Annotated in this window: 17 protein-coding genes; 5 read left to right on the top strand and 12 right to left on the bottom strand. The window is 72.3% G+C overall.

Annotated features, from left to right (window positions below):
* Nucleotides 1–13: 13 nt before the first annotated feature.
* The gene (locus tag ACWIX3_RS15780) at nt 14–916 is read right to left on the bottom strand and encodes a DODA-type extradiol aromatic ring-opening family dioxygenase (RefSeq protein ID WP_448608292.1); all 903 of its coding nucleotides are present in this window, start codon (nt 914–916) and stop codon (nt 14–16) included.
* Here ACWIX3_RS15780 and ACWIX3_RS15775 point away from each other — a divergent pair.
* Together ACWIX3_RS15775 and ACWIX3_RS15770 are read left to right on the top strand one after the other, a co-directional pair.
* Nucleotides 870–1,472, top strand: coding sequence for a trehalase-like domain-containing protein (locus ACWIX3_RS15775; RefSeq protein ID WP_448608291.1), 603 nt, complete (start codon nt 870–872; stop codon nt 1,470–1,472). The two genes, ACWIX3_RS15780 and ACWIX3_RS15775, sit on opposite strands and share 47 nt — an antisense overlap.
* Entirely contained in the window at nt 1,420–2,985 is a 1,566-nt protein-coding gene (locus tag ACWIX3_RS15770; protein WP_448608290.1) for a glycoside hydrolase family 15 protein, read from the top strand. The genes ACWIX3_RS15775 and ACWIX3_RS15770 overlap by 53 nt, the downstream gene beginning before the upstream one ends.
* Here ACWIX3_RS15770 and ACWIX3_RS15765 read toward each other — a convergent pair.
* The 5 genes from ACWIX3_RS15765 to ACWIX3_RS15745 all read right to left on the bottom strand — a co-directional run bounded on the left by ACWIX3_RS15765 (nt 2,957) and on the right by ACWIX3_RS15745 (nt 5,818).
* Complete coding sequence (locus ACWIX3_RS15765; protein ID WP_448608289.1) at nt 2,957–3,337, bottom strand: VOC family protein; 381 nt, start codon at nt 3,335–3,337, stop codon at nt 2,957–2,959. The genes ACWIX3_RS15770 and ACWIX3_RS15765 overlap by 29 nt on opposite strands.
* 94 nt (nt 3,338–3,431) lie before the next feature.
* Complete coding sequence (locus tag ACWIX3_RS15760) at nt 3,432–3,731, bottom strand: DUF2218 domain-containing protein (protein ID WP_448608288.1); 300 nt, start codon at nt 3,729–3,731, stop codon at nt 3,432–3,434.
* A 40-nt stretch (nt 3,732–3,771) separates the two neighbouring features.
* Complete coding sequence (locus tag ACWIX3_RS15755) at nt 3,772–4,266, bottom strand: DODA-type extradiol aromatic ring-opening family dioxygenase (RefSeq protein WP_448612476.1); 495 nt, start codon at nt 4,264–4,266, stop codon at nt 3,772–3,774.
* Between the two features lie 114 nt (nt 4,267–4,380).
* Entirely contained in the window at nt 4,381–5,331 is a 951-nt protein-coding gene (locus tag ACWIX3_RS15750; protein ID WP_448608287.1) for an NADP-dependent oxidoreductase, read from the bottom strand.
* Nucleotides 5,332–5,443: 112 nt separating this feature from the next.
* Entirely contained in the window at nt 5,444–5,818 is a 375-nt protein-coding gene (locus ACWIX3_RS15745) for a DoxX family protein (RefSeq protein ID WP_446765994.1), read from the bottom strand.
* 118 nt (nt 5,819–5,936) lie between these two features.
* Between ACWIX3_RS15745 and ACWIX3_RS15740 the strand changes: the two genes are divergently transcribed.
* Nucleotides 5,937–6,440 (top strand): MarR family winged helix-turn-helix transcriptional regulator, encoded by a 504-nt coding sequence (locus ACWIX3_RS15740; protein ID WP_448608286.1) that lies wholly within the window; start codon nt 5,937–5,939, stop codon nt 6,438–6,440.
* Between the two features lie 96 nt (nt 6,441–6,536).
* Here the strand turns inward: ACWIX3_RS15740 and ACWIX3_RS15735 are convergent, their stop codons facing one another.
* A complete protein-coding gene (locus tag ACWIX3_RS15735) occupies nt 6,537–6,995 on the bottom strand; it encodes a hypothetical protein (RefSeq protein WP_448608285.1) in 459 nt (152 codons plus the stop codon).
* 420 nt (nt 6,996–7,415) lie between these two features.
* On the opposite strand from ACWIX3_RS15735, the gene ACWIX3_RS15730 reads away from it, so the two are divergent.
* Nucleotides 7,416–8,582, top strand: a complete 1,167-nt coding sequence (locus tag ACWIX3_RS15730) for a serine hydrolase domain-containing protein (RefSeq protein WP_448608284.1) — start codon at nt 7,416–7,418, stop codon at nt 8,580–8,582.
* A gap of 30 nt (nt 8,583–8,612) precedes the next feature.
* Nucleotides 8,613–9,371: an SDR family NAD(P)-dependent oxidoreductase gene (locus ACWIX3_RS15725; RefSeq protein ID WP_325749369.1), complete on the top strand. Its 759-nt coding sequence runs from the start codon at nt 8,613–8,615 to the stop codon at nt 9,369–9,371.
* 172 nt (nt 9,372–9,543) lie between these two features.
* Here the strand turns inward: ACWIX3_RS15725 and ACWIX3_RS15720 are convergent, their stop codons facing one another.
* From ACWIX3_RS15720 to ACWIX3_RS15700, 5 genes are all read right to left on the bottom strand, one after another.
* Nucleotides 9,544–10,488: a sulfotransferase domain-containing protein gene (locus ACWIX3_RS15720; RefSeq protein ID WP_448608283.1), complete on the bottom strand. Its 945-nt coding sequence runs from the start codon at nt 10,486–10,488 to the stop codon at nt 9,544–9,546.
* A gap of 174 nt (nt 10,489–10,662) precedes the next feature.
* Entirely contained in the window at nt 10,663–11,235 is a 573-nt protein-coding gene (locus ACWIX3_RS15715; RefSeq protein WP_448608282.1) for a DoxX family protein, read from the bottom strand.
* 44 nt (nt 11,236–11,279) lie between these two features.
* Entirely contained in the window at nt 11,280–12,356 is a 1,077-nt protein-coding gene (locus ACWIX3_RS15710; RefSeq protein WP_448608281.1) for a maleylacetate reductase, read from the bottom strand.
* A complete protein-coding gene (locus tag ACWIX3_RS15705) occupies nt 12,353–13,291 on the bottom strand; it encodes an intradiol ring-cleavage dioxygenase (RefSeq protein ID WP_448608280.1) in 939 nt (312 codons plus the stop codon). Before ACWIX3_RS15705 ends, ACWIX3_RS15710 begins: the two co-directional genes overlap by 4 nt.
* A complete protein-coding gene (locus tag ACWIX3_RS15700; protein WP_448608279.1) occupies nt 13,288–15,063 on the bottom strand; it encodes an FAD-dependent oxidoreductase in 1,776 nt (591 codons plus the stop codon). The genes ACWIX3_RS15705 and ACWIX3_RS15700 overlap by 4 nt, the downstream gene beginning before the upstream one ends.
* Nucleotides 15,064–15,108 lie beyond the last annotated feature (45 nt).

The raw sequence follows: 15,108 nt of genomic DNA, 5'->3' as shown, positions 1-15,108 counted from the left end.
CCGGGTCGCAGGCTCAGGCGGCCTGGAAAGAGCGCCGGGAGAGGCCGAAGCTGTAGCCGTCCAGGGTGGTGATCACCGGGGCGGTGGGGTCGGTGGCCGCGCCGAGGGCGACGAACAGCGGGGTGAAGTGCTCCACGGTCGGGTGGGCGTAGGGCAGGCCCGGCGCGGCGCTGCGGTACCGGGACAACTCGGCGACGTCGCCACGGGCCAGCGCGTCGGCGGCCCAGCCGTCGAAGTCGGTCGACCAGGCCGGCACCTCGGTCCCCTCGAGCATCCCCCGGGTGATGAACGGCAGGCCGTGGGTCATGTGGCCCGAGCCGACCACCAGCACGCCCTCCTCGCGCAGCGGGCGCAGCCGCTCACCGATGGCCAGCAGCCGGTCGGGGTCCTCGGTGGGCAGTGACAGCTGCAGCACCGGGACGTCGGCCTCCGGGTACATGATCTTCAACGGCACCCAGGAGCCGTGGTCCAGGCCGCGGCTGGCGTGCTGGTGCACGTGCTCGGTGTCCGGCATGAGGCCGACCACGTCGCGGGCGAGCTCGCTGGCGTCGGGGGTGTCGTAGCGGAACGTGTAGTACAGCGGGTCGAAGCCGCCGAAGTCGTAGACCAGCTCGGTGGGCCGGGGAGCGCTGACCGACAGCGGCGCGGACTCCCAGTGCGCGGAGACCACCAAGATCGCCTTCGGCTTGGGCAGCGCGCGGGCCCAGTCGTGCAGCGGGTTCAGCCACTCGGGCCGCCAGAACGGCATCGGGCCACCACCGTGGGACAGGTAGAGGCTCGGCAGCGCGCCGTCCTCCGGCGTCCACGACCGGTGCGGCTCGAGCGCGGCGACGCGGCGCAGGTGCCGGGCGAAGAGGTGGTCGGCCGGGATGCGGGCGTCCGCAGCGGCGGTCGTAGCGGGACCGAGCGTGGTCATGGTGGACTCCCAGTTGGTTGTCGAGGCAACTGACACTCTGCCGCAACTCACTTGCCACAGCAAGTATTTCGCCGAACATGTGAGCGCATCCACTCCACGCGTCGCCGACGACCGTCACCGGGCCGGTCGAGCACGACCCTGCGATAGTTCTCGCCCTCACGTCAGCTCGCGTACCACCCCGGCCAGACCGGCACGGAGGGCACTCGTGACCGGCGACCCGGCTGAGGACGATCGAGCGGAGCCCGGCCCCCAGCCGCGGTACCTCCCCGTCGCCGAGCACGGACTGATCGGCGATCTGCACACCGTGGCGCTGGTCGGCACCAACGGCACCAACGACTGGTACTGCTACCCGTCGTTCGACTCGCCGAGCGTGTTCGGGGCGATCCTCGACGCCGACCGCGGAGGCTCCTTCGAGCTGGCCACCGCCTCGCCGGCGCGCACCCCGGCGGTTCTACGTCCCGCACACCAACGTCCTGCTGACCCGCTTCTGCACCGGCGACGCCGTGGGCGAGGTCCAGGACTTCATGCCCGTCGGCCCGGCCACGGAGACGGCTGACCACCGGTTGGTCCGGCGGGTGCTCTGCGTCCGCGGGACCATGCCGTTCCGCGCCCGGATGTCCCCCCGCTTCGACTACGGCCGCCGGACGCACACCGTCGACGAGCGCGACGGTGGCGTCCTCTTCGGCTCGACGGACCTGTCGCTGTCGCTGACCGCCACGGTTCCCCTCCGCTGCGACGGGCGCGATGTCGAAGCGGAGTTCATCCTGGTCGAGCGCGAGTCGGCGGTGTTCGCCCTCGACCGCGTCGACGGGGATACCGCGCCGCGCGGTCGCTCCGGCACCGAGGCGGAGGAGCTCTTCGACGCCACGGTCACGTACTGGCGGCGCTGGCTGTCGGCGTCGCGCTACCGCGGCCGGTGGCGCGAGATGGTCCACCGGTCGGCGTTGACGCTGAAGTTGCTGACCTATGCACCGACGGGCGCCATCGTGGCCGCGCCCACGACCAGCCTGCCCGGACAACTCGGTGGCGAGCGGGACTGGGACTACCCCTTCGTGTGGATTCGCGACGCTGCCTTCTGCGTCTACGCGCTCCTGCGGCTGGGCTTCACCAGCGAGGCAGCCGCGTTCATGAACTTCCTCGCGCAGCACGTCTCACCGGCAGGCGACCACCCCCTCGGCCCCCTGCAGATCACGTACGGCACAGACGGCCGCACCGACCTGGCCGAGGAGGAGCTCCCGCACCTGGAGGGGTACGAGGGCGCGTCCCCCGTCCGGATCGGCAACGGCGCGGCCGAGCAGCTCCAGCTCGACATCTACGGGGAGCTGATCGACTCCGTGTACCGGTACGACAAGTGGGCGGAGCCCATCTCCGGCGATGCGTGGGAGGGCCTCTGCGGTCTGGTCGACTGGGTCTGCGACCACTGGGACCAGCCCGACGAGGGCATCTGGGAGACCCGCGGCGGACGCAAGAAGGTCCTGCACTCCCGGCTGATGTGCCGGGTGGCCGTCGAGCGGGCCATCCGCATGGCCAACCGTCGCGGCCTGCCCGCCGACCGGGCCAGGTGGGAGCGCACCCGCGACGACATCTACCGGCGGATCATGAAGCGGGGCTGGTCGGCACGACGTCAGGCGTTCGTGCAGCACGAGGATGACGTCCTGGACGCCGCCGTCCTGATGATGCCGCTGGCGAAATTCGTCGCGCCGACCGATCCCAAGTGGCTCCCCACCCTGGACGCCCTCAGCGGAGAGCTGGTGTCGGACTCGCTGGTCTACCGGTACGACCCCGAGGCCAGCGGGACGGCTGGACGACGCCCGGATGGCGTTCGAGAAGATGCTGACGTACGCCAACCACCTCGGCCTCTACGCCGAGCAGATCGGCGTCGCCGGAGGTCAGCAGGGCAACTTCCCCCAGGCCTTCACCCACCTGGCGCTCATCAGCACCGCCGTGAACCTCGATCGGGCCCTGGGTTGACGCCGGCCTGGAGCAGGCCCGTCGGCCCGCCGGTCCACCGCGGTCGCGGCGGACCGGCAGGGCTGAGCGTCAGCGGGGCTGCGGCTTGCTCTCGTTGAGGCCGTAGACGCGGCCGTCCACGCCGCGGAAGTGGCGGTAGGCGTAGTCCAGATCGGGCACCCGGTTGATCTCCCCGAGCAGCTCGCCGCCCGCCGCGGCGATCTCTGCGCTGGCCGCCTCGACGTCGTCGACCCGGAAGCCGAAGGCGATGGAGCCGTTGTAGCCGAAGTCCGGGGCGGTCTGCGGCGTGTAGAGCTCCAGCATCCCCCCGTCCGGGAGCGCGTACACGAAGACGCCGTACATCTCCATCGCCAGGGTCAGACCGAGGGTCTCGGTGAGGAACTTCTTCTGGGTCTCGAGCTGCTCGGGCTCGACGGTGATGGAGTGCCAGGTGATGGCGTTGACGTTCAAGGCGGTGCCCTCTTCTCGGTGGGTGGTTGCGTTGCTTCCGAGCGCGGCCGTGGGCGCGCCTGGCTCTGTGGACCCCGCGGCCGGGGAGTGCCGGTCAGTCGGCGTCGCGTCGCCAGGCGACCGTCAGGCCGGCACGGGCACCGAAGCGCTCGAGGTGGCTGCCCAGGGCGTGCTCGAGGCGGTCGAGGGTCTCGACGTCGGACGCCTCGACGCGCAACGTCAGCACGCCGTCGCCGACGAGGATCCGGCCGCGGGCCTCCCCGACGGTGATCGTCCAGGCGCCGTCGGCGTCCTCGGTGAACGGGGCCTTGCGGCCCAGGTGCGAGACCAGCTGCTTGGCGTAGCGGGCCGGGGCGTCGGTGGGCACGTCGGCGCGCGAGGAGAGGATGGTCATCGGTTTTCTCCTGATCGGGTTCGGCGGTCGGGGGGTCCGGTCAGGCCGCCTGGACGGAGCGAATCGAGTTGCCCATCCACATTCCGTCGAAGGCGGTCGTCACCGACTGGCCGGGCGTGGTGCCTGCACCGAGGGTGAGCAGCAGGGGCACGAAGTGGTCGGCGGTCGGGTGGGCGATGTCCGCGCTCGGTCCCTTGGCGCGGTAGTCGAGCAGGGCGTCGACGTCGCTGCGCGCGATGGCGTCGGTGGCCCACTCGTCGAAGGCGGCGGTGTGGCCCGCCGGCTCAGGCCGGCGGAAGACGGTGAAGCTGTGGGTCATGGTCCCCGAGCCGATGACCAGGATGCCCTCACGCAGGGTGCGGAACCGCTCCCCCAACCTCAACAGGGCCTCGGGATCCAGGCTCGGCGTGCTCAGCTGGACGGCAGGCACCTCGACGGCCGGGTACATGGCCACCATCGGGATGAAGGCGGCGTGGTCCAGACCGCGGTCGACGTGCTGGGGCAGCGGGGTGGAGTCGCTCAGCGTCGCGGCGATGCGCCGTGCCAGGCCGGTCGCGCGGGTGGGCGGCCGATGACGGGCCGGAGGGGATGTGCCCGCCGCCGGGCGGAGTCGGCGCTCTTGCGTCGACCCCGGCCGGCGACGGTGGTGTCAGCCCTCGACGGTGACGACGAGCTTGCCGCCGGCGCCGCCGGTGGCGAGCCGGCCCAGGCCCTCGGGGGCCTGCTCCAGCGGCAGGACGTCGGCGACGGCGACCTTCAGGTCCCCGGCCGCGGCCTGCTGGGCGAGCGGGGCGAGGACCTCCCGGGTGGGGGTGGCCATGACGGAGGTACCGGTGAGCCCGGCGGCGGCGAGGGTGGCCTCGTCGGGCACCGCCGCGACGCCGGCGACCTTGCCACCAGTGCGCACGGCGGAGATGGGGGTGCCGGCGGGGTCCATGCCGTAGAGGCTGACCAGGGCGTCGACGCCGTCGGGGTAGGCGGCGCGGACCTGCTCGGCGACCGGGCCGGCGGTGTGGTCGATGACCCGGGCGGCGCCGAGGGCGGTGAGCCGGTCGGCGTCGGCGGGCGTGCCGGTGGCCACGACGGTGACACCCCGGGCGGCCAGCAGCTGCACGGCGAAGGAGCCGACGCCGCCGGAGGCGCCGTTGACCAGGACGGTCTGGCCCGGCTGCGGGTCGATCGCGTCGATGGACTGCACGGCGGCCGCGCCGGCCAGCGGGAGGGCGGCGGCGGTGGTGAAGTCCAGCCCGGCGGGCTTGGGCGTGACCGTGGCGGCCGGCAGGACCGCGTACTCGGCCAGCGTGCCGGCCGAGATCGGCGGGGCCAGCAGCACGTGGCCGAGGACCTCGTCGCCGACGGCGACGTGGTCGACCCCGGCGCCGACGGCCTCGACGACGCCGGCGGCGTCGCGGCCGATCACGACCGGGTACTCGTGCGGCAGGCCCATCTGGGTCAGGAAACCGGCCGCGACGGCGTTGTCGATGGGATTCAGGCCGGCGGCCCGCACCCGGATCAGGACGGTGCCCTCGGTGGGCTCGGGGGTGGGCAGCTCGCCGAGCTGGGGCTGCTCACCGGCGGCAGGAACGTGCAGAGCGCGCATGACGGGGACTCCGTATCAGGTGGTTGCGATGGGGTGCACTCCGGCCACGGGAGGCCGGAACGAGTGGTGGTGGCGCTCGGCGGTCACCCGGTGAGGTCGGCCGCCGATGGGGTCAGAAGGCGTACGGGCCGAACCGGCCCCAGGCCACGAACGCGGCCAGGGCGAGCAGCACGATGTTGACGACGATGTTCGGCGACTCCTTGCGGCGGGCGTGGGTCACCGCGGCGCCCAGCATGAGCAGGGCCAGGCCGGTCGCGGCGATCGGCACCAGCACCGGGACGATGCCCAGCGCGGCGGGCAGGATCAGGCCCACGGCGCCGAGGACCTCCAGCGCACCGATGCCCTTGACCGCGCCGTCGCTGAAGTCCTCCGTCCAGCCCATGCCGGAGTCGGCGAGCTTCTTCTTCGGCTGGGCGAGCTTCATCAGCCCCGCGGCGAGGAAGGCGACGGCCAGCAGCCCGGCCACGATCCACAAGACGACGTTCACGTTCTGACTCCTCACGTGCTTTACTTGACGACGCAAGCGACAGTAGTCGCCCGGTACTTGCACCGTCAAGTAACTGTGTCGGTGTGTCGCATTGCTCGATCAAGCGAGGAGAGGTGTCGTGGAAGCGGTCGAGGAGCCGCGGTGGTTGACCGCGGAGGAGCAGCAGACCTGGCTCGAGCTGATCGGGGTGCTCACCTGGCTGCCCGACGCCATCGACGCCCAGCTGCAGCGCGACGCCGGCGTCAGCCACTTCGAGTACCAGGTGATGGCGATGCTCTCCATGGCCCCGCAGCGCACCCGGCGGATGAGCGAGGTCGCCGCGCTGGCCAACGGGTCGCTGACCCGGCTGTCCCGGACCGTCGATCGGCTGGACAAGCGCGGCTGGGTGATCCGCCGGCCCGACCCGGAGGACGGCCGCGCCACCCTGGCCGTGCTGACCGACGCCGGCTGGGACAAGGTCGTCGCCACCGCCCCCGGCCACGTCGCCGAGGTCCGCCGCCTGGTCCTCGACCCGCTGACCAGGACCCAGGTCCGCCAGCTGCACGAGATCGCCACCCGGATCCGGCAGGTCGTCAGCCCAGGCGGATGCCTCCCGACCCTGGCGACGCCGGACACCCCCTGATTCCCCGAGTGCCGACGTCCCGGTAGGGCGCCACCGTCCGCGCCGCCGTCATCCCGCCATCGGTGGCCACCGGTCCGCAGTCCCGGTCACCGCTGCTCAGTGCGTCAGCTGCCACTTGAGCACGGCCGTGGCAGCGGCGACGACCGCCAGGACGAAGCCCGCCAGGAACACCCGGGTCGAACTGCGCTCCCCGGACACCCACGCCACCACCGAGCCCAGCAGGGCCAACCGGACGTCGACCAGCACGAGCGCCAGCACGAGCACCACGTCGGCGTCCAGGAGGTCCATCCACGCCAGCAGCAGCACCGCCATGGGGGCACCGGCGGCCGTCACGATGGGCAGCGCAGCCCGGATTTCATGCCGGAGGGCAGTCCTGTCCAGCGATCGGCCCTCCCGGACCCGCAGTCCGACCGCCTCCCCCACCGTGTGCGCGACGAACGTCGAGATCCCGACCCCGAACAGGTAGAGCACGCCCTTGGGTCCCCGCAGCCCGTCCGGGTCCAGTGCGATCAACGCTGCCATCACCAGGACGTTGCCGTACACGTAGGCGGACACGCGGCTCGCGACGTCCTCGCGGGGCAGGTCGTCCGGTCCACCTGCCCGGCCGGCGCGCCGCGGCAACCTGGGTCTGCTCACCTGGCCGGCCCGGTGACCGATCGGCGACCCCACACGTCAGACCCTCCTCCTGGCCGCGGCAGCCACTCCCCGACCCCCGCCAGGATCGCTGCTCGTGGCTCCACGTGCACGCCCGTCCACGGACGCCCGGTCGGTACCGGTCGCTCACCCGGTTCCCGTGTCCGGTCGAGGTCACGTCGTGTCCGGTGGGTTGTGCGGCCAGTCGACCTGCCCGCCGGTCTGTTGTGGAGGGGTGCGCCGTCACATAGGCTTTGTGCGCTCAGCGAAATTCTGTGCGACGTACGAGCTTGGCGCCCAGGTTGTTGCCGAGTCCCCGAGCCCCTGGGAGGGATGTCACCGATGGAGATGACGGATCCGGGAGAGGTCGGCTTCGACCCGCAGCGGCTGCAGCGGCTCGTCGAGTCGATCCAGCACGACGTCGACACCGGCTTCTACGACGGTGCCCAGATCACAGTCGGCCGAGCGGGTCACCTGGTGGTGGACGAGGCGATCGGCTTCGCCGACCGGTCGCAGGAGCGGGCGCTGCGGACCGACGACGTGCTGGTCCCCTTCTCGATCAGCAAGCAGCTCGTGGTCGCGACCGTGCTGAGCTTCGTCGAGCGGGGACTGCTCTCGCTCACCCAGCCGGTCGCGGAGGTCCTGCCCGACTTCGGAGCCCGGGGCAAGGGCTCCGTCACGCTGTTCCACCTGCTCACCCACACCGGTGGCGTGCTCGCCGACGTCCCCATGCTCCCGGTCGAAGACCTGATCTCGCTCGAGCGCTTCACCGCCTACGTGTGCGCCTCCGCACCCGAGACCCCGCCCGGGCAGCGCGTCCTCTACTCGAAGCTCGGCGCCCACGCGGTAATGGCGTCCATGCTGGTGGCGGTCGATCCCGGCAAGCGCTCCTTCGACGCCATCGTCGCGGACGAGGTCCTCCGGCCGCTCGGCATGGACAGCACGACCCTCGGGCCGCCACCGGGCGATCGTTACCTGGCGCCCGTGGTGGCCCGCTACCGGCGTCCCGCGGGCATGTTCACCATCGAGGGCATCGAGGGCTCGGGCCACCTCATCACGGCGCCCGGCTCCCAGATGCCCGGTGCGGGCTACACCACGACGGCCGAGGACTTCTACAAGTTCGCCGATCTCCTGCGCGGCGGAGGGGTCCGGAACGGCTACCGGCTGCTCTCCCCCGCCATGATCGAGCTCGCCGCCCGCAACCACACCGGCGAGATGCCCAACTCCCTGCTGGACTACGCGCTCCAGATGCGCAACTGGCTGGCGTGGCCGGCATACCACGGGCTGGGGTTCTTCGTCCGCGGTGACGCTCTCACGCCCGGTCCGCTGCCCAACCTGGGCAGCAAGGGCACCTTCGGCGGCTGGGGCGCCGGCACGTCCTGCTTCTGGGTGGACCCGGCGCGGGACGTCTGCTTCACGCTCATCACCGTCGGCTCCCTGGAGGACACCGACCACCTACCCCGGACCCAGCGCCTCGGCGACATCGTCCTCGCGGCCCTCACCGACTGACCGGTCCTGATCCGAGCAGGAGGAAAAGAGATGAGACTCGAGGACAAGGTCGCCGTGGTGACCGGAGGTGGATCCGGTATCGGGCTGGCCTCGGTACGCCGGTTCGTCGCCGAGGGCGCACGCGTCGTGGCCGTCGACCGCGACGGCGATCGTCTGAAGGACTCCCTCGACGGTGTGGACGGCGCCATCGCGTTGGCAGGCGACGTGACCCGGAGCGCGGACCTCGACGCGGCGGTCGCGACCGCCGTCGAGGAATTCGGCCGGCTGGACGTCCTGGTGACCGCGGCCGGCATCGCGCAGCCCAGCAGCCAACTGACAACCGAGTTCGGCGGTGACATCACGGAGATCAGCGACGCGGACTTCGCGGAGGTGGTCGAGGTCAACCTGTACGGGACCTTCTACGCGCTGCGCGCAGCGGTGCCGGCGATGCGGCGCAACGGGCCCGAGGGTGGTTCGATCGTGACGATCTCGAGCGTCGGTGCCCTCGCTCTCCTCCCGTTGATCCTGCCGTACCCGGCATCGAAGGCAGGGGTCATCGGGATGACACGCGCCGCCGCGGCGCGACTGGCCGCGGAGAACATTCGGGTGAACGCCGTGGCCCCCGGGTCGACCGACACCCCGATGCTCGCGCAGAACGGGCCCGAGGCCCGCCAGGCGATCATCGACCTGGCCCCGATGAAGCGAATGGCGTCGGCCGACGAGATGGCCAACACCATCCTGTTCCTCGCCAGCGACGAGGCGGCGTTCTTCACCGGCCAGGTGCTCTCGCCCAACGGCGGGACCGCCTGACCGGCGGTCTCCCGTCCGCCGCCGTCGTCACCCGGGTCCTGCCCGGGCGGCGACGGCGCCCCGGTGCCCCACGTCGTCCGGCCGCCGCGTGCAGGACCCGTCGCATCTTCCGTCCCTGGTCGGCGGGTCCCCGCGCGCGGGGACCGCGTCGAATTGCAGCGGTCGGCCTCGGTCACCACTCGGCTCGGTAGACCTCCGCGTAGGGGAAGTCCGAGCCCAGCCGGTGCAGCGCCGACTCGCAGTGGTCATCGATGCGGCGGCGCTGCTCAGCGGTGAGCAACTCGGCCGACCCGCCGGCCGCGCCGCGGCGGACCATGCGGGTCTGCTGTGAGCCGAGGGGGGTGAACGGGCCGAGGTCGAAGCGCTCGCCCACCGCACGCATGGCCTCGAAGGTGCAGTGTGACCTGACCCGCTCCAAGGCTTGAGGGTCGAGGTCGACACCCATCAGGTCCGCGACCTGGCCGATGCCGCCGGGCAGGTCGGCCACGAGCTCCTCGTAGCGCAGGGCCAGGACGTTGGGCCGATGGCGCTCGGCCCACCACCCGGCGACGTGCTCCGGCCACGGCCCGCCGGAGGGGGCAAACCCCTGTTCGCTGAGGAACAGCTCCACCCACGCGCTCACGCTGGGCATCAGCGGCCCCAGCGCGATGCCGCGGACGAAGTGGTAGCTGGAGACCACCACGTCCTTGGGGTCGCGGATCACCACGACATAGCGCGCGGCGTCGGTCAACGGCGTCGCCTCACGAGGCAGGTGGGTCTTCACCGGGCGCAACCCGGTGGGAGCCTCGCGCCAGGTGGGCTCCTCCAGCGGGACCGCGACGGAGGTCTGGCCGCCGGGAGCGTCCGGCCACGGCGCCACGTCGTGGATGTGGTCGAACCGGCCGAGCCCGACGGTCGCGACCTGGTGGACGATCTGCAGCATCCAGTTGGTGCCGCTCTTCTCGTAGGTGGCGACTACGACGTCGTGCTCCCCGGGCAGGTACTCGCCGAAGTCGGCCGGCCGCGGGCCGAACCGACCGAGGACGGAGAGCAGCCGCACCCACAGTCCGAGGCGCTCGACCACCCGCAGGACAGGGCTGACGCCGCGAGCCACGGCCTGCGCTCGTGGGGAGGGCACCACCTCACCGTGCGGCCCGCGCCGGTTCGAGGCGGGCCGACCGCCGGCGATCAACCGGACGGAGCGGCCGCGGCCGATGGCCTGCCGTAGCCGTTCGCGCGCCGTGGCCACACCGTCTTCTGCATGGCCGTTAGGCACCGGCTCACTCCTGGGCGAACGGGATCTGCCGCAGCACTAGGCCCCGGCCGTGGTGGGGTCCCCCGCGGTGTCCTCTGGCGGAGCGGGCACGGCGGACGGGCCGGCAGCAGAGGTGACGCCCGGACGGCCGCGGCGCGCGACCGCCATGGTGAGGAAGGACGTGGCCACCCCGGTGGCCAGCGCGGCGACTGCCACGGCCGGCCCCCTCCGCTCGATGCCCAGCACACTGTCCAAGGAGAGGTCACCGGCTCCGGTCTCGGCCAGCGCCGTCACCGCACCGATCAGGACGGCGTTGTACTCCCATCCGCCGTTGGCGCTCCACGGGCCGTTGGGCAGGTGCACCTTGCGGATGGCGGTGGTCATCACACCGGTGAGCGCGGACGCCGCGAGCGGCGTGGCCAACCCGGCGGCCAGCAGCGCGCCGCCGGCGGTCTCGGTGACCCCGGCGAGCGTGGCGTGCACCTTCGCCGGCCGCATCTCCAGCGCCTCCATCATGCCCTCGGTGCCGGCGCGTCCCGGGCCGCCGAACCAGCCGAAGAGCTTCTGTGTGCCGTGGCCGATGAACAGCCCGCCGATCAGGAGGCGTGCTCCCAAACGTCCGATGCTCATGTCTTCTCCTCGGATCTCAGTGGGGTGACCGTGCCGCGGCTGTGTCAGGAGCCGGGGCTGCCGGGCGACCGGCCGGACCAGGCCGCCTCGAGCAGTGCGGTGACGCCCTTCCGGGTCACCGGCCGCGGGTTCGCGTAGGGGTTGGCGACCGCGAGCTCCACGATGCGCGAGATGTCCGCCTCCCGCATGCCGAGCTCGGCCAAGGACCGCGGTGCGCCCAGCCGGCCGGCCAGCTCCCACAGCTCCCGGGCCGGGTCGGCGACGCCGCCGAGCGCGCGGGACAGCGCGGCCACCGCGTCGGGTGCTGCCGGCTGGTTGTAGGCCAGCGCGTGCGGTAGCACCACGGTGTGGGTCTGGGCGTGCGGCAGGTCGAGGGTGCCGCCGAGGGTGTGGCAGAGCTTGTGGTGCAGCGACATCGTCGTCGCGGCCAGCACCGCGCCGCACAGCCACGCGCCGTACTGCGCCTCGCCGCGGGCCTCGAGGTCGGCGCCGTCGGCGACCACCGCCGGCAGCGCGGCGGCCAGCGCGCGGGTGCCCTCCTCGGCCATCAGCGACACGATCGGGGTCGCGTCGGGGGCGTAGAGCCCCTCGACGGCGTGGGCGATCGCATTCATCCCGCTGGTGGCCGACAGACCGGCGGGCAGCGTGAGGGTGAGCTCCGGGTCGTAGACGACGCTGCGGGGCAGCACCCGCAGGTCGCGGCCGGTGCGCTTCTGCCCGCCCTCGGTCAGCCCCCAGACCGGGGTCATCTCCGAGCCGGCGTACGTGGTCGGCACCGCGATCACCGGCAGGCCGTGCTCGAGCGCGATCGCCTTGCCCAGCCCGACCGCCGACCCGCCGCCGACGGCGACGCAGCCGTCCGCGTCGAGCTCGCGGGCGAGGTCCCGGGCCCGGGTGGCCACCTCGACCGGTACGTGCATGCGGGCCTCGGCCAGGACCCCGGCGGCTCGGTCCCCCAGCGCGGCCGCGACCTCCTTGCCGGTCGCCTCCTGCTCGGGTGAGCACAGGACCAGCACCCGGGCCAGCCCGAGTGCCGCGACCTCGTCCGGCAGCCCGGCCAGGGAGCCGGGGCCGAACACCACGCGCATGGGCAGCGCCTGGTAGGTGAAGGGCCGGATCACGAGGGCGCGCCCCGCACCACGGTCGGCTGCGCCTGCGCCGGCTGGGCAGCCGGCTGCGCCTGGTCCGCGCGCAGCAGGGAGAGGTCGAACGTGAGCGTCCGGAACGGATTGGGCAGCCCGAGGTCCGCGGCCCGGGCCGGGTCGTCGACCTCGGCCACCTCACGGATCAGGCTCTCCTTGACGCCGAACACCGCATCGGAGTCCAGGTACGGGGAATCGGCGACGAACACGTGCGTGGTCACCGGCCGATAGCCAGGGGCCGCGACGATGAAGTGCAGGTGCGCCGGCCGGTTGGGGTGCCGGCCGGTGGACGACAGCAGCTGGCCGACCGGCCCGTCGTCGGGGATCGGGTAGTACCGCGGCACCACCGAGCGGAACCAGAAGCGCCCGTCAGCGTCGGCGGTGAACATCCCCCGCAGGTTGCCCGGCGGCTGGATGTCGGGCTGCTGGACGTCGTAGAAGCCGTCCTCGTTGGTCTGCCACACGTCCACGGCGGCACCGGCCAGCGGCTCGCCGTCCGGACCGGTCACCTGCCCGGACACCAGGCAGGGCGTGCCCTTGCCGTCGAGCGCGATGTCCGCGCCGAGCTCCCGTACCGGGGACTCGACCATGTGGAACGGGCCCAGCACCGTCGACTCGGTCGAGGTGCCGCCGGTCCGGTGGTTAATCGTCTCCACCAGCATCGACACACCGAGGACGTCGGAGAGCAGGATGAACTCCTGCCGCACCTCGTTGCTCATGTGCCCGGTGCGAGTCAGGAAGTCGATCGCGAACCCCCACTCCTCCTCGCTCAGCTCCACGTCCTTGACGAAGGCGTGCAGGTGGTGGACCAGGGAGGTCATCACCTGCCGCAGCCGCGGGTCCGGGGTGTCGGCGAAGCTCGCCGCGACCACCTCGGCCGACCGCTCCTCGCTGAACAGCTCCCGGTCGCTCATGCCTGTGCCTCCTCGCCGTTGCGGTCCAGCACGGTCCGCAGGGCGCTCTCCAGCGCCGCCTCGGCCTCGGTTTCCGTTGCGGCGCCGGTCTGCCGGAAGGCGACGTAGTTGTCCGGGCGGGTGAGCAGTACACCGCCGTCCTCGATGCCGCGGACCCGTGCCCAGTCGCCGTACAGGTCGTCGTACTCCCGGCCGGGGCCGATGACGACGGCGGCGACGTCGATGCCCAGCCGCTCCCCCACCACCGAGGCCGCGCGCGTCCAGCTGTCGCCGCCGATGCCGGTGAACACCGTGAACCGGCCGTGCCCCCCCAGGTCCAGGGTGGAGACCTGGCGCCGGTGGTCGGTGGTCAGCCAGGCGTGCGGCAGCTTCGCACCGGGCCGCGACGTGGTGTGGGAGTACAGCTCCGGGTCGCGGACCGGCTGCTCCGGAGGGGTGCCGTCGGGTACCACGGCGGAGGACTCGTAACGCTGGTCCATCTCCACGCCGTGGCAGTTGAACTCGTAGTCCTTGAACGCGATCGCCTCGCGCAGCGCGGCCCGCTGCTTCTCCGCCTCCGGCGTGGCGTCCTTGCGGGCGGCCATGTGCGCGACCATGAGCTCGGGGTCGGCGGTGTTCAGCAGACCGAGGGCGTCGAAGATCCGCGACGTGTCCGCGATGCTCTGGTTGGCCCGGTCGACGATCTGCCCGCCCACCGGCGCGCGCTCGGCCGAGTAGGTGTCCAGCAGCCCCGGCCCGGCCTGGCCCTTGAGGACGGCGGCCAGCTTCCACGCCAGGTTGTAGGAGTCCTGGATGGAGGTGTTGGAGCCCAGGCCGTTCGACGGCGGGTGCCGGTGCACGGCGTCGCCGGCGCAGAACACCCGGCCGACCGAGTACTGCTCGGCGGACACGTGGTTGACCGTCCACGCCGAGCTGGACGTGATCGACACCTTCACCGAGTCGTCGCCCACCAGCTTCCGCACGATCGACAGCGCGTACTCCTCGGTCAGGTCCGGCGCCGGGCCGTTGATGTCGTAGCCCCACACGATCAGCCACTTGTGCCACGGCCGGACCATGCGCACCAGGCCGGCCCCGATGCCACCGACGTCGGCGCCCGGCTGCAGCACCCAGTACAGGACCGACGGGCGGTCGGCCACCAGGTGGGACAGGTCGGCCTCGAAGACGATGTTGATGCTGCCGCCGACGCCCATCTGCCCCTGCAGCGGTAGGCCGATGTCGTCGGCGATTTGACTGCGCCCACCGTCGGCGCCGATGACGTACCGGGCGCGGATGTCGTACTCGTCGCCGCGCAGCCGGTCGCGCACGTGCACCGTGACGCCGTCGTCGTCCTGCTGCATCGAGAGGTACTCGGTGTCGAAGCGCACCTTGGCGCCGCGGGACTGGGCGTTGTGCAGCAGCACCGGCTCCATCAGGTCCTGCGGCATGTCGCACATGCGCGAGGGGCTGGCCGCGGAGTAGTCGGCGAACCGGTCGGGCCGCGTACCCCAGCTGTGCAGGCGGCCGAGCTCCTCACCGGCGATCGAGGTGCAGTAGACGAGGTTGCCCATGAGTTCCTGCGGTACGGCCTCGGCCATCACCTCCTCCTCGACGCCGAGGTCGCGCAGCGCTTCCATCGTGCGCTGGTTCGTGATGTGCGCCCGGGGGGTGTCGGCCAGGCGGCCGTACTTCGTGATGACCGTCGTCTGCACGCCGTAGGTCGCCAGGGCCAGCGCGGCGGCGGAGCCCGCCGGTCCACTGCCGACGACGAGGACGTCGGTGTCGAGGTCTGCCATGGGTGGCTCTCCTTGTCGCTCGAGTTCCGTCCGGTCCCGACCGTG

The organism is Geodermatophilus sp. URMC 60 (genome assembly GCF_053502585.1).
This window is presented reverse-complemented; position numbering and strand designations above follow the sequence as displayed.